The organism is Pseudomonas sp. G34, from assembly GCF_031119625.1.
Classification (GTDB): Bacteria; Pseudomonadota; Gammaproteobacteria; order Pseudomonadales; family Pseudomonadaceae; genus Aquipseudomonas.
Genome location: NZ_JAVHZV010000010.1, coordinates 98,433 through 125,063, shown reverse-complemented (window position 1 = coordinate 125,063; position 26,631 = coordinate 98,433). Strand labels below are relative to the sequence as shown.

The window sequence follows — 26,631 nt, the reverse complement described above, 5'->3', positions numbered from 1 at the left end:
TGCGCGGATTGTTTGGGGCTCAAGGGGTTCACAGCCGAATCCTTCTGGTCTGGTGATGGGGCGTTACTGGAGAACGCAGATGCCGAATGTTTCAGTTTCCGGGTGAGCGACGGGTTCGCTGTTGAGCTCACAGATGAACTTCAGCGGGCGGCCCTTCACCTCACCCAGATTGTCATAATTGTGCTTGGTGAATACCCAGCCTTTATGCTCCTTGCCCTGATAGCGCAAGGTGATGCGTTGGCCGGTCACCGGCTCGTGGGGCATGAAGCCTGCCGTCATTGATTTAGCCGTCACGGCCGGCAGTTTGAAGCGTCCTTGAGCATCGGATTGGGTGGTGTTGGTGCGGTGCTCGTTTTTCCAATGCCAGTGATATTCCTGTTCTATCTCCACACCCTGAACAGGTTTGCCGTCGAGCAACACGGTGCCCTCTACCTCGGAGAACAGATAAAGCGTCTTGGAAAAAGCCATGGCGTAACCCTGTGTGAGTAGTCCGATAAGCAGCAATGCGCAGCAGGAAAGTGTTTTGCGGTTCAAGGTCGTTCCCTCGCCGAATGGCTGAGCGTTTCGGGACGTGCCGCACGTTGATTGTTGCGGCGAGGCGAAATCATCAGCGCTATGCGCAGACTGATGAAGTAGTCATGCCTGTGAGCAGGCGGTTTCTTCGAGCGGGATTTCTGCCCATGGCTGGCGCTGCAGTATAGCGACCGGGCCGGCTGGGATTTCTTGAGCATGTTCGCACTCTCCTTGTGTCGTTGATCGCCTGGGCTCAGCAGCCCAGCAATCGCTTTTGCCGGCGTGCCGGCGCATCCGTTGCGAACAGAACGCTGGTCGGCTGGTAGCGCGCCAGCAAACTGGCCGCTGCACGTCTCTGCCGCTGTGTACCGCTGCGCAGCACGGCCATGCACTGTCTTTCGCTGAACGGCTGGCCGAGCAGATACCCGGTGCCTGGCTGCAAGCTGTGCTGCTGGCCTTGCCACCATTGCTCGACTTGCTGCGGATCGGGCCAGGGCAGGTCGATGTCCGGGTCCATGGCGACGTTGGCGTCGGACGGATCATCGGTAGGGCCTTCGTCGTAGTCGGGATAGACGCTCAATTCCAGGTCGAGTTCCGCGAGGTCGGCGCCAGTGATCAGGCTGAATGCTTCGCCCGCAGCGCGGGCCGTGGGCAGTTCGTGCATCTGGCGGATCAGCCAGGCAATGGTCTGCGGATCACCGAGCAGGCCGATGGCCTGGATCGCCATATGGCGGTGCGCCTCGCTCTGCATCAGGCCGCGCAGCCAGGCAATGCTGGCTTCCCGTGGTTGCCAGGCGAGCAGTATTTCCAGTGCTGGTTGGCGCAGGTCGCCGGGTCGCTCGGCGAACAGGCGCAGATTGCCAAGCGCTTCCTGATCACCCAGCTGAGCGCTGGCCCAGTTGCTCCAGAAACGCACTTCATCGTCGCCGTGCAGGCGTTGCTGACGCAGCGGCTGCAGCAGGTCGCGGCGCCGCAGGGTGCCAGCCAGCCGTGCCGCGGCCGCCAGTACGCGGGCATCACCGTGGCCCAGGGCCGATAGCAATGCCGGGCCTGGGTCCTTGCCATGCAGGGCATGGGCAACCAGGGCGATCCGGCGGCGCTGGGCGTCCGTGGAACTCAGGTCGCGTTCAATCAGCGCGGAGACCTCGTGCCACTCCAGCCAGCCCAGTGCGGCGACAAGATACGCCTCGCCCTCGGGGTTGGCATGCAGGTGCTGATACAGGGTTTCCAGTGCGCTATCGTTATTCAGCCGCAGCGCCAGCGCGGCAATAGCGAACACCTCGCCCTGGGCATGTGGATTCAGCTGTGCAAGCAACAGGTGAAGCCCCTTGAGCCCGGCGATCTGCAGGGCGTCGAGATGGGCCTCGATCCGCTCGTCCAGATCGCCGAGATGCGCCAGATCATAATGCGGCGCGCCTACGGCGTAGCTGCGCAGGCCGGCTAGGAAGGCGGCTTCTTCGGCGTGTTGGTCGAGAAGGGTGGCGATCATCAGTCGATGCGAGTCCAGGTATTGCCATCGAAGGCCATGATGTCCTTGGCGCCGAATGACCACATTACGCCATCGGCCACGCTCAGGTGGTAACAGGTCGCCGGTGTGTCATCCCCGAAATCCACCTCGACCAGGCTGCCACCCTGAAGCGTATACAAGCCGCGCATCGTTGAAAGGTAGAGGTTGCCGTCATACCAGGCCAGATCCCATATGTCGCTGGTGACGTCCTCCTGCTCGATTGGCTGCCAGGCATCACCGCGACCTACGATCAGAAGCCCGCGCCGGCCCGAGGCATAGACCTGACCATCTCCGGCGCAGAGCACACGGGTCAGCAGGAGGTTGGTCGGGCTTTCCTTCTGGCTCCACAGCTGGCCGTCGTGGTGCCAGATCTCGCCATCCCAGCCGACCGCATACAGGTCGCTTTCGTGGAAACCATCAATGGACTCGAAGCCCTTTGTCTCGCCGATGGCAGGACGGATCGCTTGATCCATGCATGTCCACTGGTCAGCATCGTCACGTCGATAGACTTGGCGGCCCATGCCGACTGCGAAGGTTCGCTGGCCAACGGTGCGTACGTGGCGCAGGTGACCGCGGTCGATGGGATTGCCTTCAGGAGCGCTGATTTTTTCCTCGCTCTCTTGGCCACTGCCCAATAGACGAACATCGCCATAGGGCGAAATGGCTAACATTTGGTGAAGTGGGTACAGGCTGACGGTCATGCTTGCGGTTGGCCAATGGTTGCCTCCTGCATAACCCCAGACGCCTTGATCCCATGTGTAGAAATGCGAATGTTCTATCCGAGGTTCGATGCTGTCATCCAGGGTCGAGACATAGGCCAGATCTTTGAAACGCACAGCCCCGGTCACATAGGTATCTGTTTGACTCAGTTTCTTGGTCATGAGTGGTTTTCCAGGTCCTTACCTTGTTGACGGTGCTGGCGAAGAGGCGACTTTGATCTTTATTGAGCGAGCAACTACCGCGTTATCGGCAGCCTTCTGGGCCGCGTCTCCTTTGTAGCCGGTCGCAATCATTCGGCAATCCGTCTGATCATCGATGCCGCACTGGTTGTGATAGGCGTCCAGTTGCGCTTTGGTGCACTCGGGGTCGCAACCCGACTCGGGAAAGGTCTTGCCTACTGCGTCCACGCCGAAGCCTTTGGCTTGGCCATAGGTAACGCTGACCAAGCGAGCCGAACTGTCGTCTTCGAAGGTGATTCGCTTTGACTGAGCGCCGCTATTGAGTGCTGCGTTGCTCTGATAGGTATGCATCAGTCCGTGTGTGCCGTGGTACTGGTTGCAGCCTTCCACACAGATGCAGGGAGCCTTATCGCCGTTGTAAGGGCTCGTTCCCTTGATGGCCTTGGATTCCTTGCCACCGCGGCCTTTGTTGAAGAAAGAACCTGCTTCAACCAGGTGGTGGCCTGTTTGCCCAGGGCAGCAGCCGGCTTGTCCTGCGGTTGGTTTGTAGGGGGTGAGCTGGCACCGCCTGGCGCTTAGGCATTTGTCTGCGCCAACTTTGTCAGCGTAAGCGTCTGCCGCCGTACTGGTCTCTGGTTTGCCATCGGGAGGGCAGGGGCTAGGTCCATCTGGCTTGTGAGGTGAAAAGTCCTTGCAGGCATCTTTCTCTTTCTTGATGTCTTCCTTGCACGGCCCTTCGCCCTTGCTTACTGCCATCTGATCCAGATACGGCCAGGTCGGCGTATTGCCCGGAAACGACCCATGGTTATGGGTCGTCAGGTCCATATGCCGCACCACGTTCTTGCCTTCGAACTTGACGTCCATCGACCAGGAGGTGAAGTACACCTTGCCCTTGATCTTGCCCGTGATAATGCCTTTCTTCGGGGCGCGGCCGGGTTCGTCGCCGTAGCTGGTCTTGTAGTAGCTCTTGTTCTTGAGCATCACTTCCTTGCGGGTGATGCGGATGGTGCGCGTGCCCTTGGTGGTGTCCTTGGACAGCCCGGTGTTGGGGTACGGGATCGGAATGCCCAGGGGCATTGGCGGCGTCTGCGGCGGGGTGAAGCAGACGTCGGGAAAGGCCGCGATGGATTTTCCACTGGCCGACTTGCAGGAAATTTCCCGGTTGTTGGCATACACCTCGTTGGCCATCAGGCGGCTCCTACCCGTTGGTAACGCAGCAACGCCACGGCGCGCTCGCCAGCGTCGTTGCCCAGTTGATAGACGATGTTCGCGCCCAGGCTGTAACCCTTTCGCGATGCGGCCAATGCCACTGCCAGCATGGCCGGGCCGATGGCCGCTCCGCATTCGCCGATGCAGTCGGCGGGGTGCCAGATGTCGAACTCTTCCTTGACCACGCGCAGCGTGCGGCTCAGCGCCAGGGCCGCTTCCTTGAAGTAGTACTGCTCGCCGGAGTTGTCGGTCAGCCGGTAGTCCATCTGCTCCATACGGCAGTTGCCGTCCTTGAGCGCCGCCTGGGTGGCCTGCACCAGGCCGTCGGCGCGCAGCGGGATGTCGTCGGCTTCCACGCTGGCTTTCTCGATGCCAAAGCCCAGCCCGAAGCAGATCAGCTGTTCGGCCTCCTGGCGCACGGGCGCGCCGACCACCACCGCTGCCGCGCCTTCGCCGGGAATGAAACCATTGGAATGGCGGCTGGTGAGCAGCCGCTGGCGTTGCTCGAAGGCGGACAGGGTGGCGGCGTTGAGAAACGAGTCGACCCCGGCGATCAGCACGTGGCGGTGGCCGCCTTCGTGGATCAGCCGGCGTGCATTGAGCAGGGCCACGCCGGCGCTGACCCGGCCCCGCGGGATCAACGTGGAGGCGCCATGAAACTGCACGCCCAGCTCACGCTCGATATCGCGCAGCAGGCCGTTGTCCAGGCCGTCGCTACGGCCCGGGCGATCCAGTTCGGCGACGCCGAGCAGCAGTGGCGTGGCGGCGCAATCGATCCCCGGCACGCCGGCCAGGCTTTCGGCGATGGCCCGGGCGGCCATTTTCACCAGCTTGGTGCGGCCGCGCCACGGCTCTTCCAGCGGTACGCTGGCGGCGACCTGCCACTCGCCGCCAGCGTCGATGAAACGGGTTTCCTGGAAATTGTCGAGGGCGCAGCGGATCGCCGCGCAACTGGCCGGCGCGCTCAGACCCACAGCACTGACCATGCCGCTGGAGAGGATGCTGAGGGCGCTCATGACAGGTCATCCTCGGTCGAACGGCTGCGGCTCAGCGCGGCCAGCGACGGGTAGTAATCCTTGCCCAGCTCGCGGGCGCGCCACCAGCCCCGGGATTTCTCGCCCACCAGCACCTGGGCGATCTCGAACAGGCTGCGCTTGAGTGGCCGGCGCGTGCGCCAGGTGATTTCCACCCGGTTGGCGTCGGTGTCGACCAGCAGGGTGTCGATGACCGCCTGCGCCGTTTCATGGCCACCGCTGCTTAGGAAATAGGTTACCGGCATGCGCACGCTGGGCACCCGAAAGCCCGCGCGCTCGGTGGGCAACAGGCCGAGCAGGAAGACCTCTTCGCCACCCTTGAGGTAGTCGGTCTGCTGGTCGGCCGGGGCTGCCTGGAAGTAGCGCTCGTCGAAGTCCCGGGGCAGGAAGGGAAACTGTTCGTCCTGCCAGGCCTGGTCGTAGGTGCCGGCGAAGCCGACGCGCGCCTGCCAGTGCTTGCCCAGCGGGCCCAGGGCCATGGGTTCGAAATCGCCATGGGTCGCATCCACCGGCTGGCCAAGTTTTTCGGTGTTGGGCATCGGCATGCCGACCACGCTGGCGCCGCTCAGGCTGCGTGGGTACCAGCCCTGGCCGGCCGGGTTGCGCAGGTTGCACTGCAACTGCTCGGGGTTGCCTGGCGCCGGGTGGCTGCCGCCGAAGGCGCTGGCGTAGGAAATGTCCTGACGCACGAAGGGCTGTGGCGCGCCGGCGCTGGTGCCCAGGGCGCCGGGCTGCCAGTGCCGCGGGCCGTACACGCTGAATGCCTTGCTGACCCGGCCGACGCGGATGCCCACGGTCAGCTGGCTGACCGGGCGGCCGCCTGGCGCATGGGCGCTGCCGCTGACCAGCACGTCGCAGTAAGGCTTGAACGGCGCGAAGTCGAACTCGCGCAGTGGCGCCGAGAGTGCCGGATCGCCGGCGAAGGTGTCGCTCATCAGCAGCGGCTGCTGCTGCTCGTCGAGCAGGCGCGCCACGCTGCCGTCCACCGGCAGGTCGAAGGTGCCCTTGACGATGACCACCAGGTATTCACGGCCATCGGCGTCCAGGCCCTGGTTGTAGGCGGCGACCATACGCGTGGCGTTGAGCAGTTCCATGGGCGGCTTCTTAGTTGATCTGCACCGAACCGCCCTTGATGCGGTTCACGCCGCTGGAGCGGCTGGACAGGTAGGCGCCCTTGATCAGCACCTTGCCCTCGCGGGTCAGGGTGATGCTGGCCTTGCCGCAGCGCAGCACGATCTCACGCTCGGCGCTGAATTCCAGGCGTTCGCCGTCGATATGTGCCACGGCCGCTGGAGCAGTAACCGGCGCCTGTGGCAGGCGCTGGATGCGGCCGATCACCAGGGGCTGGCTCGGCTCGCCGCCGACGAACATCAATGCCACCTGGGCACCGATGTCCTCGCGGCTGAGGGCCGTGGTGGTGGTCGCGGCGATACCCGTCTCGGACGGGCAGCCGGGGAAGGCTACCACCGGGCTTGCGGCCTGCGGCACATCGAGCAGTACGCCGATGACCACGCCGTCCAGGCGAGTGGCGGCGGGAGTGTGGTGCTGGACAGTCATGGGGAGCTCCTGGCGGTGATCGCTGCCTAGTTCTGCAGGATTTTCTGGCCTTTCATCACGATGTTCTTGGCGGCCTTGACGTTGATCGCCCCGGAGCCGTCAATGCTGATGTTCTTGCCACGAATGACGATGGTGCCGTCCTTTTTCATGACGATGCTGGCGGCGCCGGTCTGCAGGGTGATCGAGTCGCCGGCCTTGAGCACGAAGTTCTTGCCGACATGCAGGTTGTCATCCTTGAGCACACGGCTGTTGCGCTCGCCGCGCACGTAGTGCGATTCGTTGCCGCCGGCCATGGTCGCCAGGTCCGCACCGATCAGCACGTACTCGTTGGCGGTGATCAGCGCGGTGCGGTCGGCACCGATGGTGGTGCGCTCGCTGCTGCCGACGCTTTCGGTGCGGTTGGCACCGATGCTGATGGTTTCGTTGCTGCCCACGCTCTCGGTACGGTTGGCGCCGATGCTGATGGTTTCATTGCTGCCCACGCTCTCGGTGCGGTTGGCGCCAATGCTGATGGTTTCGTTGCTGCCGACCTGCTCGGTGCGGTTCACGCCGATGGTGATGGTTTCGTTGTTGCCGACCTTTTCGCTGCGGTCGACACCGATGGTGATGGTCTCGTTGTTGTCCACGGTCTCGGTGCGGTCGTGTTTGACGTGCACCGTCTCGTCGTTGTCGATGGTCTTGCTGCGGTCGTGGCCGACCCAGTGGGTCTCGTCGTTCTCGACCTCGATGTCCTGGTTCTTCTCGGCGTGAATGAACAACTGCTCTTCGCCCTTCTTGTCCTCCATGCGGATTTCATTGAAGTTGGCCGGCGTGCCACCCTTGCTCGAACGGCTCTTGGTGCCACTCTGGGTGGCATTGGCGGGCAGGTCGTAGGGCACCGTCTGCTCGGCGTTGTAGACGCGACCGGTGATGATCGGTCGGTCGGGGTCGCCTTCCAGGAAGCTGACGATGACTTCCTGACCGATACGGGGAATCTGGATCGAGCCCCAGTTCTTGCCGGCCCAGTTCTGCGACACGCGAATCCAGCAGGAGCTGTTTTCGTTGGACTGGTCGTGGCGGTCCCAGTAGAAGTGCACCTTCACCCGGCCGTACTGGTCGGTCCAGATTTCCTCACCCTTGGGGCCGACCACCATGGCGGTCTGCGGGCCCTGCACGATCGGCTGCACGGTCAGCGGCAGGGGGCGGAACACCTGGCTGGCGTCGATGCAGGTCAGGCTGCTGTCGAACTGGAAGCTCTCGCTGCCGCGGCCGCTTTCGTAGAGATCCTGGGTGATGGTGTATTCGCTGTCGACGATCAGGTATTCGCGGTTCTGGTCGTCGCGTGGGTAATCGGTGAGGCTGAACAGGTGGCCACTGCCCAGCCCGCGGGCGTTGCCCTTGAGGCGGATCTGCTCGTACTGCGCCTGGATCGCCTCGATGCGATTGCGCGCGTACTGCTCGCCGTCCTTGCTCTGCACGTATTCGCCCGGGTAGTCGTACAGCGGATAGTCGGCGTTGCTGTGCTCGCGGGCGATGCTGGAGCGCACTTCCAGGCGCGCGCTGGGGCGCTGGAAGTCGTAGTCGTTGAGCGCCAGGGAGCCGGGTTGCACTTCGTGGGCCAGGTGCCAGTCGTGGATGTGGTCGCGCTCGCGCATCTGGTCGTCGAGCGGGTAGAAGGGCACCCGCGCATAGCCGGGCGCCGTGCTGTGCGCGCCATAGGCATCGCAGAGCACCAGCACGTGGCGCTCCTGCTCGTGGCGGAAGTAGTAGTAGATGCCTTCCTGCTCCATCAGCCGGCTGACGAAGTCGAAGCTGGTTTCGCGGTACTGCACGCAGTAGTCCCACTCACGGTAGGAGCGGGTGAGGGCGTCCTCGAAGTCGGAAAAACCCAGGTCGCGGAACACCTGCTTGACGATGTCCGGCACCGTCTTGCTCTGGAAGATGCGGCAGTCGGAGGTACGTGACAACAGCCATAGCCAGGGCTTGAGGGTGACCTGATAACTGGCGAACTGGCCTCGATGGGCCGTCTGGCTGCAGCGCGCGACGATGCCATGGAAGTAGCGGTCGCTGCCGTCGGCCAGTTGTACGGCCAGGCCCATGGGTTTACCGAGCAGCGCATTGAGCTTCAGCGAGGCGTTTTCCGAGGCCAGGCTCAGCTCATAGTGGAACAGGCGGCCCAGGGACTCGCTGCCGGCCATGCGCTCCATCACCAGCGCATTTTCGCCGAGTGGGCTGCTGACCTTGGCCATGCGCGACTGTTGTGTGATTGCCATGTGCCTATCCCTGCGATGCCATCCTGTGCCAAAGATAACCGGGAACGCGGTTACCTGCTGAGACGCCGTTCGGAATGTGCGCTCAAGAGGCTGGTCTGTCGAAGATCCGTCATGTGCCGAGGCGGTCGTGGCGTGCCGCCAGGCTGCTCGGCGCGGCTGCCAAAGGTGGCGCAAGCGGCATGCCGTTGTCCAGTAATGGCACGGCGCCACATTTCGCCCTGTGGCTTGCGGGCGCTGGCGCCTGATCCTAAGGTGCTGGTTTTCGCACATGGCGCCCTGTCGATGAACCTGGATTGCTTTGCCCCCCATGCCGAGCTTGCCGGTCGGCTGCTCTCGCGTTGCGCGCCATCGAGCGACGATGGCGCCCATGATCTGTCGCACCTGCAGCGGGTCTGGGCCAACGTTCGGCAACTGCAGCGCGAAGAGGGCGGCGACCTGCAGTTGCTGCTGGCGGCCGTGCTGCTGCATGACTGCGTGGCGGTGGAGAAGGATTCGCCATTGCGCTCCAGCGCTTCGCGGTTATCCGCCGCACAGGCCGGCGAATTGCTCGCTGGCATTGGCTGGCCGAGCGAGCGCATCGCCGCCGTGTGCCATGCCATCGAGGCGCACAGTTTTTCTGCCGCTATCATGCCCACCAGCCTGGAGGCGCGCATCCTGCAGGACGCCGACCGCCTGGATGCCATCGGCCTGATCGGCGTGGCGCGGTGCTTTCATGTCTCCGGGCGCCTGGGCAGCGCGCTGTATGACGCCGACGATATCGATGCCCGGCAGCGCCCGCTGGATGATCAGCGCTTTGCCCTGGATCATTTTCACACCAAGCTGCTGGGCCTGGCCTCCGGCTTTCAGACAACGGCTGGTGCGCGTTTGGCGCAGCAACGGCACGCGCGGATGGTCGCCTTTCTCGACGCCTTTCGCGACGAAATCCAGCCCTTCGAGCAGTAGAGAACCCCATGCACTACGACGTAATCGTGATCGGCCTGGGCGCCATGGGCGCCGCCACCCTGTATCAGTTGGCCAAGCGCGGTGTACGCGTGGCCGGCGTGGATCGTTACGCGCCGCCCCATGATCAGGGCTCCAGCCATGGCGATACGCGCATTACCCGCCAGGCGGTGGGCGAGGGCGCGGCTTATGTGCCGCTGGCGTTGAACTCCCAGCGCATCTGGCGTGAGCTGGAGGTGCAGAGCGGCGAGGCGCTGTTCGAAGCCTGCGGCATGTTGATGCTCAGCAGCAGTCATCAGCCGACCCGCGGCCACGGCACGGCGGACTTCGGCGGCGAAACGGCGGCGCTGGCCAAACGCTTCGGTATCGAGCACAGCCTGCTGGATGCCGCGGGCATTCGCGCACGCTTCCCGCAGTTCGGCGGCTTTGGCAACGGGGCTACCGGCTATTACGAGCCGGGCGCCGGTTATGTGCGCCCCGAGCGGGCCATCGAGGTACAGCTGAGGCTGGCCGAGACGCTGGGCGCGGTGTTGCACGGCAACACGCTTGTCGAGGCCATCGAGTCAGAGGCCGGAGGCATTCGTGTGCGCACCAGCAGCGGCACGCTGACCGCGGACAAGGCCATCGTCTGTGCCGGCATGTGGACGGGCAAGCTGCTCGGTGCCTCGGTCGAGGGCTTGCTCAAGGTCTGTCGCCAGCAACTGGTGTGGTTCGAGCTGGACGAGCCCGAGCGCTTTGCCGCCGGCTCGCCGGTGTACATCCTGCTGCACGGCGCGGCCGATACCGACAGCTGCTACGGCTTCCCGCCGTTGCCGGGCGAGAACGCCATCAAGATCGCCACCGAGCAATACCTCGATGGCTGCGACCCGGATGCCGTGGACCGTAGCGTCAGCCAGGCGGATATCGACGCCCTGTACGACGCCCATGTGGCTGGCCGGCTGCTGGGGGTGTCCCGGCGGGTGCTGAAGTCCAAGGTCTGTACCTACACCCTCACACCGGATTTCAACTTCATCATCGATGCCCATCCGCAGATGGCCAACGTGATCCTGGTGTCGGCCTGCTCGGGGCATGGTTTCAAGCATTCCGCCGGCATCGGCGAGGCGCTGGCCATGCAGCATTGCAACGAGCCTGGCGCGGCAGACCTGTCGGCATTCTCGCTGGCGCGTTTCAGGTCGTAGCCTGCAATCAAGGTCTCAGGTGCTACCGACGAATAGACGGCAGCAAGGCGGAAGCGGCCGTAGGGTGGATGACGCTCTTTTCATCCACCATTGCAATCGCAGAGCGGTGGACGGATGAGGCGTCGTCCACCCTACGACCGGCTGCTATCGCCACGTTGCGGCCATCGCAGGCAATTTGAAGGCTAAAGATCATTGTCATTCAGCCAGCGGTACATCACATGGCAGTCCACCAGGCCCAGGGTGCGGTGGCGGTAGGCTTTGGGCAGGGTGCCGACGATGGTGAAGCCGTGCTTTTGCCACAGCGCCACGGCGACGGTGTTGCTGGCCACCACGGAATTGAACTGCATGGCTTTAAAGCCCAGCTCGCGGGCGGTCTGTAGCGAGTGCTGGCACAGCGCGCCTGCCACGCCCTTGCCGCGGGCCGCCGGCGAGGTCATGTAGCCGCAGTTGCACACGTGGTCGCCCGGGCCGGCGGCGTTGGCCTTGATGTAGTAGGTGCCGAGGATCTGCCCGTCCTGTTCGGCCACGAAGGTGGCGCGGGGCAACTCGACCCAGGTCTTCCAGGCCGTCTCGCGGTCCATGGCGGGGTCGTAGGCGTAGGTTTCCTGGCCCTGGACGACATCATGGATGATCGGCCAGACCTGATCGAAGTCATTGGCGGTAATGGGGCGGATATTCACGTGGCTTCCTGTGGCTGGGTCACGCCTTGAACATGCGTGGGTCGTAGGTGAAATCGTAGGTATCGACGATGCGGATGCGGCTCACCGCGGGGTGCAGCGGGTTGACCACCAGGTTGCGCTCCAGTGGCAGCACCGTGGATGGCACGATCAGGCCGAGGTGGCTGACGGCGCGCAGCCAGGTGCTGCCAAAATCCATGCTCGGGCGATCCACCGGCAGGGCGTTCCAGCCGTCTGGCAGTTCGCCGACGGCAGGCTCCCAGTAAAGATCCGGGTCGTCCGGCAACTCGAAACAGGTGATCTTCATCGGCATCGCCGGCGGGCCTTCGGCGTGGACGAAGGTTTCCAGGCAGCAGATGCCGGGGCTGAGGCCCATGTACACGGCGGCGATGTCCTGTTCGTTCCAGCGGCCACCTTCGATGGCGGCGCCACGCCCGGACAGATCGGTCGCTCGCTTGGCCTTGGCCACGCGCCAGGCACGCATCAGGCAGCGCCACCCCAGTCGAGGGCGTTGAGCACCCGGCGTACCTGCTTGGCGCCGATTTCCGTCTCGCAGAGCATGATCGGCGCCTGGCTGCCGAGCGAGCGATTGCTGCGCGACATCCACTCGGCAGCGGCCTGGCGGCTCTCGAATACCTCTTCAGCCAGCTGGCAGACCATGGCGATGCGATCCAGGCGCTCCGAGGCGACCGGGTCGAGCACCTTGCGCTCGCGGCGGCGGCGTTCGAGGGTCGAGATCGAGGCGTTGAGGAGGATTTCCAGGCTGCGCTCGGGCAGGCTGAAGGTCGCCTTGACGGCCTGCACCAGGTCGGCAGCGAAGCCGTCCCTGATCTGCTGCAGGCGCTCGGCTTCGCTGAGCTTTTCCCGCCCGGCGCTGAAATCCCAGAAGGCAGCGACCACGGGCGAGTGGTCGTCCTTGCCCTCTTTGGCCTGACGCATTGCGGTAATGCTCATGCTGCCTCCTTCATTTGAATAAAAATAAACGTCAAATGAAGGTTACGCCATTCCGCTCGCGTTTGCACGCCTGGCTGCTGGATGGCAAAAGCTGCGATGTTGGTTTACGCGGGCCAGTTACAGCTGTTGTAGGCATCCAGCACCGCCGGGTTCTCCTCGAAATGGAAGGTCTTGCCGGTGCGCAGGTTCCTGTACTGGAAATCGAATACCACGGCGCCCTGATGGTGAAAGCTGTAGCGCCCGCCGATGCGTTCTTCGTCAGGCAGCACCTCCAGCCAGGTGCTGAGGTATTCCCACGGGCGACCCTCTACCTCGTCGACCACTTCGCTGCTTTTGAACACGATGGGCAGGCTGTCGGCCTGGCCGGCATACAGCACCGTGCCGGCGCGGCTCCACTCGCCTTGTTCGGTGGTGAACAGGGTCAGGCTCAGGCGGATCGGCTTGCCGCCGCCGGTCGATTGCAGGCAGCGCACATCGTCTGCCCAGGCTGGCGCGCAGGCGGTGACCAATAGCGCGCCTGCCAGCAGACGCCTCACCTGTCGTAGCCCTCGGTGATGTGCTGATCCTTGAGCTTCACGTAGTTGCCAGCGGTGTAGCTGAAGAAGTTGCGCTCCTTGTCGTTCAGTGGCCGCGCCTGTTTCACCGGGCTGCCGACGTACAGGAAGCCGCTCTCCAGCACCTTGCCCGGTGGCACCAGGCTGCCTGCGCCGATGATCACGTCGTCCTCGACCACCGCGCCGTCCATCACCGTGCTGCCCATGCCGACCAGGATGCGGCTGCCCAGGGTGCAGCCGTGCAGCATCACCTTGTGGCCGATGGTCACTTCGTCACCGATGATCAGCGGGAAACCGTCCGGGTTGAACGGCCCGGCGTGGGTGATGTGCAGCACGCTGCCGTCCTGCACGCTGGTGCGCTTGCCGATGCGGATGCGGTGCATGTCGCCGCGGATCACGGTGAGCGGCCACACCGAACTGTCCTCGCCGATTTCCACGTCGCCGATGACCACCGCCGAGGCGTCGACGAATGCACGTTCGCCAAGCTGCGGGGTGATGGATTGGTAAGTACGAATCGCCACGATAGAACCTCTTAAGCTGCGTCGGGGGTTGATTGTAATTAAGATGACCGCCATATCAGTTGTCAGTCTTTCTAATTCATTCCACCACAGGTACCCGACGTGAGTGCGAACAATCCCCTGCTGCAAGATTTCGACCTGCCGCCGTATTCGACCATCAAGCCCGAGCATGTAGAGCCGGCGGTGGACGCCATTCTCGCCGAGAGCCGCAGCGTGGTCGCCAAGGTGCTGGCCAGCCAGGGCGATGCGCCGCGCTGGGAAAGCCTGATCGACGCGCTCGACGAGCAGGGCGCCAAGCTGGGCCGCGCCTGGAGCCCGGTCAGCCACCTCAATGCCGTGCGCAACAACCCCGAGCTGCGTGCCGCCTACGAGGCGTGCCTGCCGAAGCTGTCGGAATACTGGACGGAAATGGGCCAGAACCGCGCCCTGTTCCAGGCCTACGAGGCGCTGGCCGCCAGCCCCGAAGCGGCGAATTTCGATGTCGCGCAGAAGACCATTCTCGAACAGGCCCTGCGTGATTTCCGCCTGTCCGGTATCGACCTGCCGCCCGAGCAGCAGAAGCGCTACGGCGAGATCCAGATGAAGCTGTCCGAGCTGGGCAGCCGCTTTTCCAACCAGCTGCTGGACGCCACCCAGGCCTGGACCAAGCACATCGAGGACGAAAGCCTCCTGGCCGGCATCACCGAGTCGGCCAAGGCGCAGATGCAGCAGGCCGCCGAGGCCAAGAACCTGCAGGGCTGGCTGATCACCCTGGAATTCCCCAGCTACTACGCGGTGATGACCTACGCCGACAACCGCGCGCTGCGCGAAGAGCTGTACGCGGCTTATTGCACCCGGGCCTCGGACCAGGGTCCGAATGCCGGGCAGCACGACAACGGCCCGGTGATGGCCGAGATTCTCGAGCTGCGCCAGGAGCTGGCGCGCCTGTTGGGCTTCGCCAACTATTCCGAACTGAGCCTGGCCAGCAAGATGGCCGACTCCACCGAACAGGTGCTGAGCTTCCTGCGCGACCTGGCGGTGCGCAGCAAGCCGTTCGCCGAGCAGGACCTGACCGAGCTGCGTGCATTCGCCGCCGAGCAGGGCTGCAACGACCTGCAGAGCTGGGACGTGGGCTACTACAGCGAGAAGCTGCGCGAGCAGCGCTACAGCATTTCCCAGGAAATCCTGCGTGCCTACTTCCCCATCGACAAGGTGTTGAGTGGCCTGTTCGCCATCGTCGAGAAGCTCTACGGCATCCAGATCAAGGAGCTGCATGACTTCGACACCTGGCACCCGGACGTGCGGCTGTTCGAGATCAGCGAAAACGGCGGGCACGTCGGGCGCTTCTTCTTCGATCTTTACGCCCGCGCCAACAAGCGTGGCGGTGCCTGGATGGATGGCGCCCGTGACAAGCGCCGTGCATTGAGCGGCGAGCTGGTCAGCCCGGTGGCCAACCTGGTGTGCAACTTCACGCCTGCTTCGGCCGGCAAGCCGGCGCTGCTGACCCATGATGAAGTCACCACGCTGTTCCACGAATTCGGCCATGGCCTGCATCACCTGCTGACCCGCGTCGAGCATGTCGGCGTATCCGGCATCAACGGCGTGGCCTGGGACGCCGTCGAGCTGCCGAGCCAGTTCATGGAAAACTGGTGCTGGGAGCCCGAGGGCCTGGCGCTGATCTCCGGCCATTACCAGACCGGCGAACCGCTGCCCCAGGACCTGCTCGACAAGATGCTCGCCGCCAAGAACTTCCAGTCCGGCCTGATGATGGTGCGCCAACTGGAGTTCTCGCTGTTCGACTTCGAACTGCACGCCACCCATGGTGACGGCCGCAGTGTACTGGAGGTGCTCGAAGGCATCCGCGACGAGGTCTCGGTGCTGCATCCGCCGGCCTACAACCGCTTCCCCAACAGCTTCGCGCACATCTTCGCCGGCGGTTACGCGGCCGGTTACTACAGCTACAAGTGGGCCGAGGTGCTGAGCGCCGACGCCTTCTCGAAGTTCGAGGAAGAGGGCGTGCTCAACCCGCAGACCGGTCGTGCCTTCCGCGAGGCGATCCTGGCGCGCGGTGGTTCCCAGGCGCCGATGGTGCTGTTCGTCGATTTCCGCGGCCGTGAGCCAAGCATCGACGCGCTGCTTCGCCATCTCGGCCTGAGCGCGGAGGCGGCATGAGCGACGCGCCTGTAGAGGTCACGCCCAAGCGCTTTATCGCCGGTGCCGTATGCCCGGCGTGCAGCGAGATGGACAGCATCAAGATGTGGAACGTCGACGGCGTGCCGCACCGTGAATGCGTGCAGTGCGGTTACGCCGACACCCTGGACGAGCGCGGCAACTCGGTGGCCAGGGAGCTGCCGACCCGCGTCAACGTCAGCGGCCTGACGCCGAAGAAGCCGGCCGACCCCAAGGTCAAGGCGGTGCAGTTCTTCCCCAATCCGAAGCTGAAGAAAAGCGACGACTGACAGCATCGCCACAATAAAAAACGCCGCTCCAGTTGGAGCGGCGTTTTCGTTTCCACGGCAGCGATCAGGTACGCAGAATCTCGTTGATCGCGCTGGGTTTCGGGCGCAGTGCGCTGAACACTTGCCAGAGGATGAACGCCAGCGCCAAGCCGAGGAAGGTGCCGGCGATGGGGTTGGTGAAGAACTCCGTGAAGTTGCCATCGGACAGCATCAGGCCGCGGCGCAGGTTGGTTTCCGCCATCGGCCCGAGGATGAAGCCGATGATGAACGGCGCCGCCGGCATGCCCGCCTTGACGAACCCGTAGCCGAGCAGACCGAACAGCAGGATCGACCAGACGTCGAACAGGCGGCTGGAGAGGCCGAAGGCACCGACCACGCACAGCACCAGGATGATCGGCAGCAGGATGTGCTTGGGCACGTCGAGCAGCTTGATGAACAGGCGCAGGCCGTAGAACTCCATGAACAGCATCATCACCGTGGCGACGATCAGCGCGGCGAAGATGGTGTACACCAGTGGCCCCTGGCTGATGAACAGCAGCGGGCCAGGCTGGATGCCGTGGATCAGGAAGCCGCCGAGCATGATCGCGGTAACGGTGTCACCGGGAATGCCGAGGGTCATCAGCGGCATCATGGCGCCACCGATACCGGCATTGTTGGCGGTCTCGCTGGCCACCACGCCACCGATGTTGCCCTTGCCGTAGGTGTCACCATCCTTGGCGCGCTTCTTGGCGATGATGTAGGACACCAGGTTCGAGGTACCCGCGCCGATACCCGGCAGGATACCGATGCCCAGGCCGATCAGGCCGGAGCGGCCAGCGTTGGGCAGTTGCTCGCGGAACTCCTTGAGCGAGAAACCGAAGCCCTTGATGTTTTTCATGCTCACCGACTTGGCCTTGCCCTGCACGGCATGCCGGCCGGTTTCGGCGAGTTTGATGATCTCGGCCACGGCGAACATGCCGATCATCACCGTCAGCATCGAGAACCCGCCGTTGAGCTCGCTGAACCCGAAGGTGAAGCGGCGGATGGCCTCGACCGGGGCGATGCCCACGGTAGACACGGCGATGCCCAGTGCACCGGCGAACAGGCCCTTGACCATGGAGCCGGCCGACAGGGTGGCGATCAGGGTCAGGGAGAATACGGCGATGGCGAAGTATTCATGGGGCCCGAAGCTCAGGGCTACCTTGGCCAGCTGCGGGGCGATGAACATCAGCGCGGCGATGCTGAAGATGGTGCCCAGGAACGAGAACACGATGCCCACGCCCAGCGCTTTCACGCCATGGCCCTGTTCCATCAGCGGGCCGCCGTCGAACACCGTGGCGATGGAGGACGGCGTACCGGGGATCTTCAGCAGGATCGCCGAGATCAACCCCCCCGAGGTGGCACCGATGAACAGTGCGACCAGCAGGGACAGGCCCGCTTGCGGGCCCATGGTGAAGGTCAGCGGCAGGCACAGCGCCACGGCCATGGTGGCCGACAGCCCCGGCACGGCGCCGAAGACGATGCCCATGGCCACGCCAACGGCCATCAGCATCATGATGTTCAATGAGAAGACGGCACCGAAGCCTTGCTGCAATAAGTCGAGCATGGTCGATCCTCAGATGAAGTTGTTCAGCAGGCCAGCGGGCAGCAACAGGTCGAAGGCCTCGCGGAACAGCAGGAAGATGACGGCCGAGCAGATCGCCGCGGTCAGCAGGTAGACGACGTGCCGAGGTTTCTGCGTGACGGGCGTCAGCACCAGGAACTGCAGGTACAGGTAGATCACCGTCATGATCGGGAATCCGACCGGGCCGAGCAGCGCCATGTACCCGAGGATCAGGCCGAGGGTCAGCAGCACGGTTTTCGGTTCGATGACATCGGCTGGCGCTTCTTCCTTGGGCACCTCGGGCAGGTCGCTGGCGGTGGTCACGGGCACTTCTTCGCCGGGCCCTTTCTTCGGCAATGCGCCGAGCAGCTGAAACACGCCCAGCAGGGTCAGGAAACCGGCCAGCAGCACGGGCAGGGTGCCGGCATCGATGCCGTCATGCCCGGGCAACTGGTAGGCCATCACCATGTAGGCGAGGCTGACACCGATCATGACCACGCCAATGATCAGCTCTTTCTTTTTCGCGGTGGTGCTCATGTGAAACCTCGAAGAACGAATGCGCGGCGCCGGCCCGCTCATTGAGCCGGCGCGGCGTCATGACTCACTTGGCCTGGCGCAGTTGATCCTTGAACTGCATGAAGTCTTCGCGGGTCTTGGCCAGAACCTGCTTGGCCTCTTCGGTGCCGTAGAACGCGACAGGTTGCTTGAATTTCTTCAGGTCTTCGGCGTACTCGGGTTTCTCGGTGATCTGTTTCATGATGTCAGACATCTTCTTGATGATCGCCGGATCGGTACCTTTCGGGAAGGCCACCACGTAAGGCTTGTCCATGGTGATGTCCAGGCCTTGCTCTTTCAGGGTCGGCACGTCGCCCAGCAGTTCGTTGCGCTCGGCGTTCGGCTGGCCGAGGGCAACCATCTGGCCGCCGTTGACGTAGTCCTGTACCGAGCCATAGGTGATGGCGCCCAGATCGAGGCGGCCGCCCAGCATGCCCACCACGCGGTCGGATACGGTGCCACCATCGACCATCTTCAGTTTGGCGCCGGTGAGTTTTTCCAGCATCAGGCCCTGCAGGTGCGAGAAGCTGCCCATCTCGGTGCCGTAGGTGATGCTGCCCGGCTTGGCCTTGGACTTCTCGACCAGATCCTGCATGTTGGTCACGCCCGACTGCTTGGAGGCGACGAACACGGTGCTCTTGTCGACGCCGGCAATGCAGGCCACATCGAAGGTCTCGTAGCTGTCTTCGGTCAGACCCGCCACTTCGTTGACGATCAGCTGCCCCGGGTGGGTGAACAGAATGGTGTTGCCGTCAGCGGCTGCGCCTTTCACCTGCTCGGCTGCCAGGGTTCCGCCACCACCGGCGACGTTGGTCACCACCATGTTCTTGCCGGTGATCTCGTTGAAGTACTTGGCCATCATGCGGGCGTTGAAGTCGGTATCACCGCCCGGGTTGGCGATCACCACGACCTGCACCGGGCGGGTCGGCCATTTGACCTCATCAGCAATGGCTGCTGATTGAGCGCCGATGGCACCCATGCCGACGACGGCAGATAGAAGAGAGGCGCGGAATATTTTTTTCATTGGAAGCTCCGTGGTGGTGTAGGACCGTCAGTTCATGACGATGAATCGGGAACGGCGCATCGCTGCCGTGCCGCAAGGCGAAGGAAGACAGGGCGTGACTCGGGTGCGGTAGCGTGGCCATGGCAGAAGCCTTGGTGGCCGACAGGCAGGCATGCGGGAGCGGCGTGATCAGGCGCAGGCATGGGCGCTTGACCGGGGTAAGGGGAGCAGAGGTGTCGGGGCACCCGGGTAGGCAGTTGTGGTCGTAGGCATGACCGTAGCCTCTCTTGTTATAGGTTGTCGTATGACTTGGCGAATTAGTACCAAGCTCGCTCGGTGCTGTCAACGGAACCCTTGCTGTTGATGCGCTTTGAGTCACGTGCAGAAATGCGACTGGGCTTCTGAGAAGCCGCGGTAGGTAGGTGTGGGATGATTTTTTATGTTGTTGTACGATAACGTATGACAAAAGTTGTGTTCGAGTCCGTATGCTCGTTCTCCATCCGCCCGCGCGCTCCCGGCGCCGTATAACAACAAACAAGGCCCCTGATGATCAACATTGCCCCCGCAGCCCCCGACATCCGCTGTGAACCCTGACGCCGGCCTTTTTCCCGTGTCGTGTTTCATCGCAAGGATCGCTCATGGCTGCCCCTAGAATCGGACGCGTACGCTTCAGCATCGTGGCGATGCTGTTTCTGGTCACTGCGGTGACCTTTGCCGACCGCTCGAGCATGTCCATCGCCGGGGCGGCCCTGCAGGCCGACCTGGGCATCGACGCGGTGACCCTCGGTTATATCTTCTCGGCATTCGGCTGGGCCTACGTGGTCGCGCAGATTCCTGGCGGCTGGCTGTTCGACCGTTTCGACGTCAAGCGCGTGTACGCCATCGCCCTGTTGAGCTGGTCGGCGCTCACCTTCGCCCAGGGTTTCGTCGGCTTCCTGCCGGTGGCCTGGACGGTGGCCAGCCTGTTTCTGCTGCGCGTGGCGGTCGGCCTGGCTGCGGCCCCTTGTTTTCCCGGCAACGCGAGGATCATCGCCGCCTGGTTCCCGAGCGCCGAGCGCGCCACCGCCACCGCGGTGTCCGGCTCGGCGCAGTATTGCTCCACGGCGCTGTTCGCCCCCCTGATGGGCTGGGTGGTGCAAGCCTTTGGCTGGCAGCAGGTGTTCATCGTGCTCGGCTGTTTCGGTTTCGCGCTGTGCTTCCTCTGGGCGCGAACCATCCACAGCCCGCGCCTGCATCCGCGCATCGGCGCCGCCGAGTTCGCGCATATCGAGCGCGGCGGCGGGCTGCTCGACCTGACGCCGCTGCCCGCGACCGGCAAGCCCCGGCAGCGCGGTCATCTTTGGCAGCTGCTGAGCCAGCGCACCCTGCTGGGCATCTACGCCGGCCAGTACCTGAGCAATGCCACCACCTACTTTCTGCTGACCTGGTTTCCCGTGTATCTGGTGCAGGAGCGTGGCATGACCCTGATCGGAGCCGGTTTCGCTGCGGCATTGCCGGCCATCAGCGGCTTTGTCGGCAGCCTGGCGGGCGGCATGCTTTCCGATGCCCTGGTACGTCGCGGCTACTCGCTGACCCTGGCGCGCAAGCTGCCGATCGTCACTGGCATGACGTTGTCGGCCTCCATCGGCCTGTGCGTGTTCGCCGACAGCGACGCCGCGGTGCTGGCGCTGATGGCCCTGGCGTTCTTCGGCAAGGGCTTCGGCACCCTGGGTTGGACACTGGTGGCCGACACCTCGCCGCGGCAGATCGTCGGGCTCAGCGGCGGGCTCTTCAACAGCTTCGGCAACCTGGCGGCGATCACCACGCCGATCATCGTCGGTTACCTGGTCAGCCGCAGCGGCTCGTTCGACCTGGCCCTGGCCTACGTGGCGGCCAACTCCCTCCTGGCGGTGTTTTGTTACCTGCTAGTGGTCGGCCGTATCCAGCGCATCGAACTGAAAGACTGAAAACCCGCCGACGGAGGAATAGAGACCATGAGCATGCTTGATCAGCGTTTGCTGCAGGATCTGGAAAAGGTGGTCGGCGAAGCCGGTCTGGTACGCGATGAACAGCGCCTGCAAAGCTACCTGAGCGACTGGCGCAACGCCTACCGCGGCAAGGCCGCGCTGGTGGTGCGCCCGGCCAGCACCGAGCAGGTCGCGGCGGTGGTTCGCCTGTGCAGCGCGGCCGGCGTGGCCCTGGTGCCCCAGGGCGGCAACACCGGTTTGTGTGGCGGTTCGATTCCAGACGGCTCCGGCACCCAGGTGGTGCTGTCGCTGACGCGCATGACGCAGATTCGTGACGTGGACGCCGGCAACGAAACCATCACCGTCGAGGCCGGCGTGCTGCTGCAGCGCCTGCAGGAGGCGGCTGCCGAGGCCGGCCGGCTGTTTCCGCTATCCCTGGGCGCCGAGGGCAGTTGCACCGTGGGCGGCAACCTGGCGACCAACGCCGGCGGCACCGCCGTATTGCGTTACGGCAACATGCGCGACCTGGTGCTGGGCCTGGAAGTGGTGCTGCCCGACGGGCGCATCTGGAACGGCCTGCGCGGCCTGCGCAAGGACAACACCGGCTACGACCTCAAGCACCTGTTCGTCGGCAGCGAGGGCACCCTGGGCATCATCACCGCCGCCGTGCTCAAGCTCTACCCGGCGGTGCGCAGCCGCACCACCGCCTGGGTCGCGTTGCCGAGCCCACAGGCGGCGGTCGACCTGATCGGGCGCATGCGCGCCCTGTGCGGTGATCGCCTGACCGGCTTCGAGCTGATGTCGCGGCAGAGCGTGGAATTCGTGCTGCGCCACGTGGCCGGCTGCAGCGAGCTGTTCGCCGAGCCGCACCCCTGGTACGTGCTGATCGAACTGAGCGACACGCTGGTCGACGCGCCCCTGGCCGAGATGCTGGAAAGCGGCCTGGGTGAGGCCTTCGAGCAGGGCGAAGCGTTGGACGCCGTGGTGGCCAGCAGCGAGGCGCAGGTTGCCGCGCTATGGAAGCTGCGCGAGGGCATTTCCGAGGCGCAGAACCATGAAGGGCCAAGCCTCAAGCACGACATCAGCGTGCCGGTCAGTCGTATTCCTGCGTTCATTGCCCAGGCCGACGCGCGCCTGCAACAGGCCTTCCCGGGTGTGCGTATCGTCGCCTACGGCCACGTCGGCGACGGCAACCTGCACTACAACATCAGCAAGCCGCTGGGCAGCGAGGATGCACCGTTCAAGGCTCAGGCCGAGGCGATCATGCAGCTGATCTACGACGTGACCGCGGCGTTCGCCGGCAGCATCAGCGCCGAGCACGGCCTCGGCCAGGCCAAGCGCGAGGCGGCGCGCCGCTACAAGGACCCGCTGGAGCTGGAGCTGATGCGCACCCTCAAGAACGCCCTGGATCCGGCCGGGTTGATGAACCCGGGCAAGCTGCTCTGAGCCTTCGTCTGGAGTTCGCGGGGGACGTGGCGGATACTGCCGGCCTTTCGTGACTGCATTAAGGACGTGCTCGTGCGCTTGCTGCTATTGCCCCTGGTTGCCATCGCCCTGCCTGCGCTGGCCGATGTGCGTATCGATGACCTCACCGCCAAGCGCAGCGACTGGGAGACCTATCGCTTCCCGCTGCTGGTCGGCGACAGCCCGGCCATCGGGCGTATCAACACCTTTTTGCATGCGCGCGAACTGCAGGCGCTGCCGGGGCGGTTCAGCAAATCGCCGTTCGAGAAGGTACAGCCCAAGGATGGGGAAATCTGGGGCGTGAACAACCTCGATTATCAGGTCGTCGGCCAGGGGCCAGGCTATCTGTCGCTGAACATCGACGGCGAGTACACCGGCGCCTACACCAGCCAGGGTTCACGCAGCTACAACTTCGACCTGGCCAGCGGGCGGCCCATCGGCTTGCCGCAGTTGCTCACTCCCGAGGGGTTGCTGCGTGTGCAGGGCGAGCTGCAGAAGCAGCGGGTCAAACGCCTGGAAGATTTCCTGACCGCATTGCCGCCCGCCAAGGCCGACGACGCCGAAAACCTCAGCGACGACGAGCAGTGGCTGGAAGGTCAGCGCGCCATGTACCGCCAATGCGTGGGCATGCGCCGCGCCGCCAGCCTTGACTACGACCGCTTGCAACTGGGCAGCGACAGCCTGACGCTGATAGGCGAGACCTGTGCCAACCATGCCAGCCGTGCGCTGGACGACCTTGGCGAGTTCGCCAACAGCCTCGGCTATCAGGCCCTGAGCGGCGATCTCAGCCCCTACGGCCGCTGCCTGCTGCTGGAAAAACGCAGCGACTGCACCTTGCCGGCCAATAGCACGGCGCAAGGCGTCTACCACGGCACTCTCGGGCCTTATCCGATCACCTTGGTGATCGAGCAGCCCTATGCCGATCACAGCCTGTCGGCCAGCTACTTCTACGACAAGCATGCCAAACAGATCGAACTGGGCGGCGAATTCCAACAGGACTTCCTCACCCTTCACGAGAACGGCGAACCGCCGGCCCGCTTCGAACTCGAATTCCAGGCCGATGGCAGCCTGACCGGCACCTGGCAGCAGGGCGACAAGCCGGCGCTGGCGGTGAAACTCACCCCGTAACGCTCGACGAGGAGGACTTATGTGGCATCTGGTCTGTGGTGACAACGCTGTCGCCGGCGTCGCCCATGTGATCGGCCCGCAGGCCGCCGAAGCTGGCCTGCGCGTACTGCGCGACGATCTGGCCGTCGGCCCGCTGGGTGATGTCGACACACCGCCCTGTGCGGCGCGCGTGGCGTTCTGGCACGCGCTGTGGCCCGAGGGCGTGGCGCCGCTGCCGGATTTCGCTACGGAGCTGCCCGCCGACGCGCAGTGGCTTGCCGGCCTGGCGCTGCAGGCGCGGCCGGTTACCGTCTGGCATGGCGACAGTGCCAGCGAGCAGCTGCTGCTGGCGCGGGTAGCCAGCGCGTTGGAAGGCAGCCCCGTGGCGCTGATCGAGGTGGCCTGCGGCACCGGCAACAGCTGGGTGCAGAGCCGCCAGGCGGTGGCCATGCATGCGCCGCAAGCGTTGCTGGGCCTGGCCAAACCGCGTGTGGTCGAGGCCCAGCGCCGTGCCAGCCTGGCCGCGCAATGGCGGGCCGCCGTGGCCGATGGCGGGCTGATTCATCGCTGGCAGGCGGGCCATTTCACGGCCGAGGATTACCAGGCCATCGACGCGGCGCTGCTGCGCCACGCCCGCGCCGAGCCGCAACCTCTGGCCCGGGTCATGGCCGAGGTGATGGCGCGCTGCGACGGTTTCTTCGCCAGCGATTACTTGCTGTTCTGGCGTGCCCGCGAGCTGGCGGCAAGCGGTCAGCTGGTAGTCGATGGCGAGCCCGGCGAGCACGGCTACTCGGGCCTGCAGGTGCGCCGTAGCAGCTGATTCAGGCGCTGAAGAACTCGCCGGGCGTGGCACCGAACTGCTGGCGAAACGCGGCGATGAAGGCTGAGGTCGAGTCGTAGCCGCAGAGCAGGGCGACATCGGTGACCCGCTCGCCGCGCTCCAGCGGCGTCAGCGCACCGAGCAGGCGCAGGCGTTGCCGCCAGGCACGAAAGGTCAGGCCGGTGTCGCGCAGGAACAGGCGGCTCAGGGTCTTTTCCGACACGCCAAGCTCGTTGCCCCAGGCGGCCAGCGTGCGGTCATCGTCCGGCTTTCGCTGCAGGCGGCTGCAGAGTTTTTTCAGGCGCGGGTCGCTTGGCAGGGGCAGCGACAGGAGCACTTCCGGCGCCATCCGCAGGCGGTCGAGCAGCACCCCGGCGAGGCGGCCATCCGGCCCGCTTTCGTCATACTCCACCGGTAGCTCGCAGAAGCTGCGGATCAGCTCGCGGGTCAGCGCATCCACGCCCAGCACGCGGCAACCTGGCGGTGGGTTTTGCGGGCTGTCGTCGTGCAGGTACAGGCTGCGCATCTCGGTATTCGGCGAACTGAGCACCTCATGCTCCAGGCCGGCGGGGATCCAGATCGCCCGCTGCGGCGGCGCGACGAAGCTGCCGGCCGCGGTGCGTACGTGCAGCACGCCCTGAATCGCGTAGGTCAGTTGCACCCAGGCATGGCTGTGGCGCGGTGTGCCGGTCTGCCGGGGCAGTGATTCGTTGCGTGCGTAGAGCGGGCGGGGCAGGCGCTCCAGCTGGGGAATACTGCGTTCGGTGATGCTGCTTTGTCCGTTAGGCGACATGATCTGGCTTTATGGCGTTAGTCGGCAATTATGGGGCAGGGTAGAGTGGCCGCCTTTATGTGGCAACTGCCTGCCATCGCCTGCCCGGAGTGCTGCCCATGGCCCGTTCCCGTTTACTGCCCGACAACTTTACCCTGACGCTGATCGCCGTCGTGCTGATCGCCACCTTCCTGCCCGTCAGCGGCCAGGCGGCGGTGGCCTTCGGCTGGATCACCAACCTGGCCATCGCCCTGCTGTTCTTCCTGCATGGGGCCAAGCTGTCCCGTGAGGCAATTCTTGCCGGTGCCGGCCACTGGCGTCTGCACCTGTTGGTATTCAGCTGCACCTTCATTCTCTTTCCGCTGCTGGGGCTGGCGCTCAAGCCGCTGCTATCACCGATGATCGGCGCCGAGCTGTACCTGGGCATGCTCTACCTGTGCGCCCTGCCGGCTACCGTACAGTCAGCCATCGCCTTCACCTCCCTGGCGCGCGGCAATATCCCGGCGGCGATCTGCAGCGCAGCGGCCTCCAGCCTGTTCGGCATCTTTCTCACCCCGCTGCTGGTGGCGCTGCTGATGGACGTGCAAGGCAGCAGCGGTTCGACCCTGGACGCCATCGGCAAGATCACCCTGCAACTGCTGGTGCCCTTCATCCTCGGGCAGATCGCCCGGCGCTGGATCGGCGCCTGGGTCGGCCGCAACAAGAGCTGGCTCAAGTACGTCGACCAGAGTTCGATCCTGCTGGTGGTCTACACCGCGTTCAGCGCGGCGGTGGTCGGTGGCCTGTGGAGCCAGGTGTCCTGGCCGACCCTTGGCATGCTCATCGGCGCCTGCTGCCTGTTGCTGGCCCTGTCGCTGGGCATCACCGCGCTGCTCGGCAAATGGTGCGGTTTCAACATGGAAGACCGCATCACCATCCTGTTCTGCGGCTCGAAAAAGAGCCTGGCCACCGGCGTGCCGATGGCCCAGGTGCTGTTCGCCGGTAGCAGCATCGGCCTGATGATCCTGCCGATGATGATCTTCCACCAGATCCAGCTGATGGTCTGCGCGGTGATTGCCCAGCACTACGCCCGACGCCCGGAGGCCGTCATCGAGGCACCGGCAGCGCAGCCGGCGCCTGTCGCCAAGGCGCCGTGATGGCGTCCGCGCCGGAG

The 26,631-nt window shown here is 64.5% G+C and carries 27 protein-coding genes; 9 read left to right on the top strand and 18 right to left on the bottom strand.

The features are described from left to right. Nucleotides 1-63 precede the first annotated feature (63 nt). From QYS36_RS08445 to QYS36_RS08405, 9 genes are read right to left on the bottom strand one after another with little or no spacing between them, the layout of a single operon-like run. Nucleotides 64-534 (bottom strand): DUF6795 domain-containing protein, encoded by a 471-nt coding sequence (locus QYS36_RS08445; protein WP_111462856.1) that lies wholly within the window; start codon nucleotides 532-534, stop codon nucleotides 64-66. Next, on the bottom strand, nucleotides 531-731 hold the full coding sequence (locus QYS36_RS08440; RefSeq protein ID WP_308839054.1) for a hypothetical protein: 201 nt from the start codon (nucleotides 729-731) through the stop codon (nucleotides 531-533). Before QYS36_RS08440 ends, QYS36_RS08445 begins: the two co-directional genes overlap by 4 nt. A 35-nt stretch (nucleotides 732-766) precedes the next feature. Continuing rightward, nucleotides 767-2,002 carry a TIGR02270 family protein gene (locus tag QYS36_RS08435; RefSeq protein WP_308839053.1) on the bottom strand — a complete coding sequence of 412 codons (1,236 nt, stop codon included), beginning with the start codon at nucleotides 2,000-2,002 and terminating at the stop codon, nucleotides 767-769. Then, nucleotides 2,002-2,901, bottom strand: a complete 900-nt coding sequence (locus tag QYS36_RS08430) for a hypothetical protein (RefSeq protein WP_308839052.1) — start codon at nucleotides 2,899-2,901, stop codon at nucleotides 2,002-2,004. Before QYS36_RS08430 ends, QYS36_RS08435 begins: the two co-directional genes overlap by 1 nt. Nucleotides 2,902-2,919: 18 nt before the next feature. Beyond that, the gene (locus QYS36_RS08425; protein WP_308839051.1) at nucleotides 2,920-4,107 is read right to left on the bottom strand and encodes a PAAR-like domain-containing protein; all 1,188 of its coding nucleotides are present in this window, start codon (nucleotides 4,105-4,107) and stop codon (nucleotides 2,920-2,922) included. Continuing rightward, entirely contained in the window at nucleotides 4,107-5,144 is a 1,038-nt protein-coding gene (locus tag QYS36_RS08420) for a hypothetical protein (RefSeq protein ID WP_308839050.1), read from the bottom strand. Before QYS36_RS08420 ends, QYS36_RS08425 begins: the two co-directional genes overlap by 1 nt. Further along, on the bottom strand, nucleotides 5,141-6,256 hold the full coding sequence (locus QYS36_RS08415) for a DUF2169 domain-containing protein (RefSeq protein WP_308839049.1): 1,116 nt from the start codon (nucleotides 6,254-6,256) through the stop codon (nucleotides 5,141-5,143). The genes QYS36_RS08420 and QYS36_RS08415 overlap by 4 nt, the downstream gene beginning before the upstream one ends. Nucleotides 6,257-6,266: 10 nt before the next feature. Continuing rightward, on the bottom strand, nucleotides 6,267-6,719 hold the full coding sequence (locus QYS36_RS08410) for a DUF6484 domain-containing protein (RefSeq protein WP_308839048.1): 453 nt from the start codon (nucleotides 6,717-6,719) through the stop codon (nucleotides 6,267-6,269). Nucleotides 6,720-6,745: 26 nt separating this feature from the next. Then, nucleotides 6,746-8,971, bottom strand: a complete 2,226-nt coding sequence (locus tag QYS36_RS08405; protein ID WP_308839047.1) for a type VI secretion system tip protein TssI/VgrG — start codon at nucleotides 8,969-8,971, stop codon at nucleotides 6,746-6,748. A 282-nt stretch (nucleotides 8,972-9,253) separates the two neighbouring features. On the opposite strand from QYS36_RS08405, the gene QYS36_RS08400 reads away from it, so the two are divergent. Both QYS36_RS08400 and solA read left to right on the top strand, forming a co-directional pair. After that, nucleotides 9,254-9,913, top strand: a complete 660-nt coding sequence (locus QYS36_RS08400; protein WP_308839262.1) for an HD domain-containing protein — start codon at nucleotides 9,254-9,256, stop codon at nucleotides 9,911-9,913. An 8-nt stretch (nucleotides 9,914-9,921) separates the two neighbouring features. Then, complete coding sequence (solA, locus tag QYS36_RS08395) at nucleotides 9,922-11,088, top strand: N-methyl-L-tryptophan oxidase (protein ID WP_308839046.1); 1,167 nt, start codon at nucleotides 9,922-9,924, stop codon at nucleotides 11,086-11,088. A gap of 182 nt (nucleotides 11,089-11,270) precedes the next feature. Here solA and QYS36_RS08390 read toward each other — a convergent pair whose 3' ends face one another. From QYS36_RS08390 to QYS36_RS08370, 5 genes are all read right to left on the bottom strand, one after another. Beyond that, the gene (locus QYS36_RS08390; RefSeq protein WP_308839045.1) at nucleotides 11,271-11,768 is read right to left on the bottom strand and encodes a GNAT family N-acetyltransferase; all 498 of its coding nucleotides are present in this window, start codon (nucleotides 11,766-11,768) and stop codon (nucleotides 11,271-11,273) included. 19 nt (nucleotides 11,769-11,787) lie between these two features. After that, nucleotides 11,788-12,249, bottom strand: coding sequence for an RES family NAD+ phosphorylase (locus QYS36_RS08385; protein WP_308839044.1), 462 nt, complete (start codon nucleotides 12,247-12,249; stop codon nucleotides 11,788-11,790). Next, entirely contained in the window at nucleotides 12,249-12,719 is a 471-nt protein-coding gene (locus QYS36_RS08380; protein ID WP_308839043.1) for an antitoxin Xre/MbcA/ParS toxin-binding domain-containing protein, read from the bottom strand. The genes QYS36_RS08385 and QYS36_RS08380 overlap by 1 nt, the downstream gene beginning before the upstream one ends. Before the next feature lie 104 nt (nucleotides 12,720-12,823). Continuing rightward, nucleotides 12,824-13,255 carry a hypothetical protein gene (locus tag QYS36_RS08375; RefSeq protein WP_308839042.1) on the bottom strand — a complete coding sequence of 144 codons (432 nt, stop codon included), beginning with the start codon at nucleotides 13,253-13,255 and terminating at the stop codon, nucleotides 12,824-12,826. Next, nucleotides 13,252-13,794 (bottom strand): gamma carbonic anhydrase family protein, encoded by a 543-nt coding sequence (locus tag QYS36_RS08370; RefSeq protein ID WP_308839041.1) that lies wholly within the window; start codon nucleotides 13,792-13,794, stop codon nucleotides 13,252-13,254. The genes QYS36_RS08375 and QYS36_RS08370 overlap by 4 nt, the downstream gene beginning before the upstream one ends. Nucleotides 13,795-13,893: 99 nt before the next feature. On the opposite strand from QYS36_RS08370, the gene prlC reads away from it, so the two are divergent. Together prlC and QYS36_RS08360 are read left to right on the top strand one after the other, a co-directional pair. Beyond that, entirely contained in the window at nucleotides 13,894-15,942 is a 2,049-nt protein-coding gene (gene prlC / locus QYS36_RS08365; RefSeq protein ID WP_308839040.1) for an oligopeptidase A, read from the top strand. After that, nucleotides 15,939-16,229, top strand: coding sequence for a YheV family putative zinc ribbon protein (locus QYS36_RS08360; protein WP_308839039.1), 291 nt, complete (start codon nucleotides 15,939-15,941; stop codon nucleotides 16,227-16,229). The genes prlC and QYS36_RS08360 overlap by 4 nt, the downstream gene beginning before the upstream one ends. Nucleotides 16,230-16,293: 64 nt before the next feature. On the opposite strand, the gene QYS36_RS08355 is transcribed toward QYS36_RS08360, so the two are convergent. The 3 genes from QYS36_RS08355 to QYS36_RS08345 form a co-directional block, all read right to left on the bottom strand. Beyond that, nucleotides 16,294-17,814, bottom strand: coding sequence for a tripartite tricarboxylate transporter permease (locus QYS36_RS08355; RefSeq protein WP_308839038.1), 1,521 nt, complete (start codon nucleotides 17,812-17,814; stop codon nucleotides 16,294-16,296). A 9-nt stretch (nucleotides 17,815-17,823) separates the two neighbouring features. Beyond that, the gene (locus QYS36_RS08350) at nucleotides 17,824-18,348 is read right to left on the bottom strand and encodes a tripartite tricarboxylate transporter TctB family protein (protein WP_308839037.1); all 525 of its coding nucleotides are present in this window, start codon (nucleotides 18,346-18,348) and stop codon (nucleotides 17,824-17,826) included. Nucleotides 18,349-18,412: 64 nt separating this feature from the next. After that, nucleotides 18,413-19,390: a tripartite tricarboxylate transporter substrate binding protein gene (locus QYS36_RS08345; protein WP_308839036.1), complete on the bottom strand. Its 978-nt coding sequence runs from the start codon at nucleotides 19,388-19,390 to the stop codon at nucleotides 18,413-18,415. A gap of 617 nt (nucleotides 19,391-20,007) precedes the next feature. Here QYS36_RS08345 and QYS36_RS08340 point away from each other — a divergent pair. The 4 genes from QYS36_RS08340 to QYS36_RS08325 all read left to right on the top strand — a co-directional run bounded on the left by QYS36_RS08340 (nucleotide 20,008) and on the right by QYS36_RS08325 (nucleotide 24,706). Next, a complete protein-coding gene (locus QYS36_RS08340; RefSeq protein ID WP_308839035.1) occupies nucleotides 20,008-21,315 on the top strand; it encodes an MFS transporter in 1,308 nt (435 codons plus the stop codon). A gap of 27 nt (nucleotides 21,316-21,342) precedes the next feature. After that, a complete protein-coding gene (locus QYS36_RS08335; RefSeq protein WP_308839034.1) occupies nucleotides 21,343-22,761 on the top strand; it encodes an FAD-binding oxidoreductase in 1,419 nt (472 codons plus the stop codon). 72 nt (nucleotides 22,762-22,833) lie between these two features. Continuing rightward, on the top strand, nucleotides 22,834-23,907 hold the full coding sequence (locus tag QYS36_RS08330) for a hypothetical protein (RefSeq protein ID WP_308839033.1): 1,074 nt from the start codon (nucleotides 22,834-22,836) through the stop codon (nucleotides 23,905-23,907). A 19-nt stretch (nucleotides 23,908-23,926) separates the two neighbouring features. Beyond that, a complete protein-coding gene (locus QYS36_RS08325) occupies nucleotides 23,927-24,706 on the top strand; it encodes a DUF1835 domain-containing protein (RefSeq protein WP_308839032.1) in 780 nt (259 codons plus the stop codon). Between the two features lies 1 nt (nucleotide 24,707). Here QYS36_RS08325 and QYS36_RS08320 read toward each other — a convergent pair whose 3' ends face one another. Beyond that, on the bottom strand, nucleotides 24,708-25,499 hold the full coding sequence (locus tag QYS36_RS08320; protein ID WP_308839031.1) for a helix-turn-helix transcriptional regulator: 792 nt from the start codon (nucleotides 25,497-25,499) through the stop codon (nucleotides 24,708-24,710). A gap of 98 nt (nucleotides 25,500-25,597) precedes the next feature. Here QYS36_RS08320 and QYS36_RS08315 point away from each other — a divergent pair, with 98 nt between their 5' ends. Continuing rightward, complete coding sequence (locus tag QYS36_RS08315; RefSeq protein ID WP_308839030.1) at nucleotides 25,598-26,614, top strand: bile acid:sodium symporter family protein; 1,017 nt, start codon at nucleotides 25,598-25,600, stop codon at nucleotides 26,612-26,614. The last annotated feature ends 17 nt before the right edge of the window (nucleotides 26,615-26,631 follow it).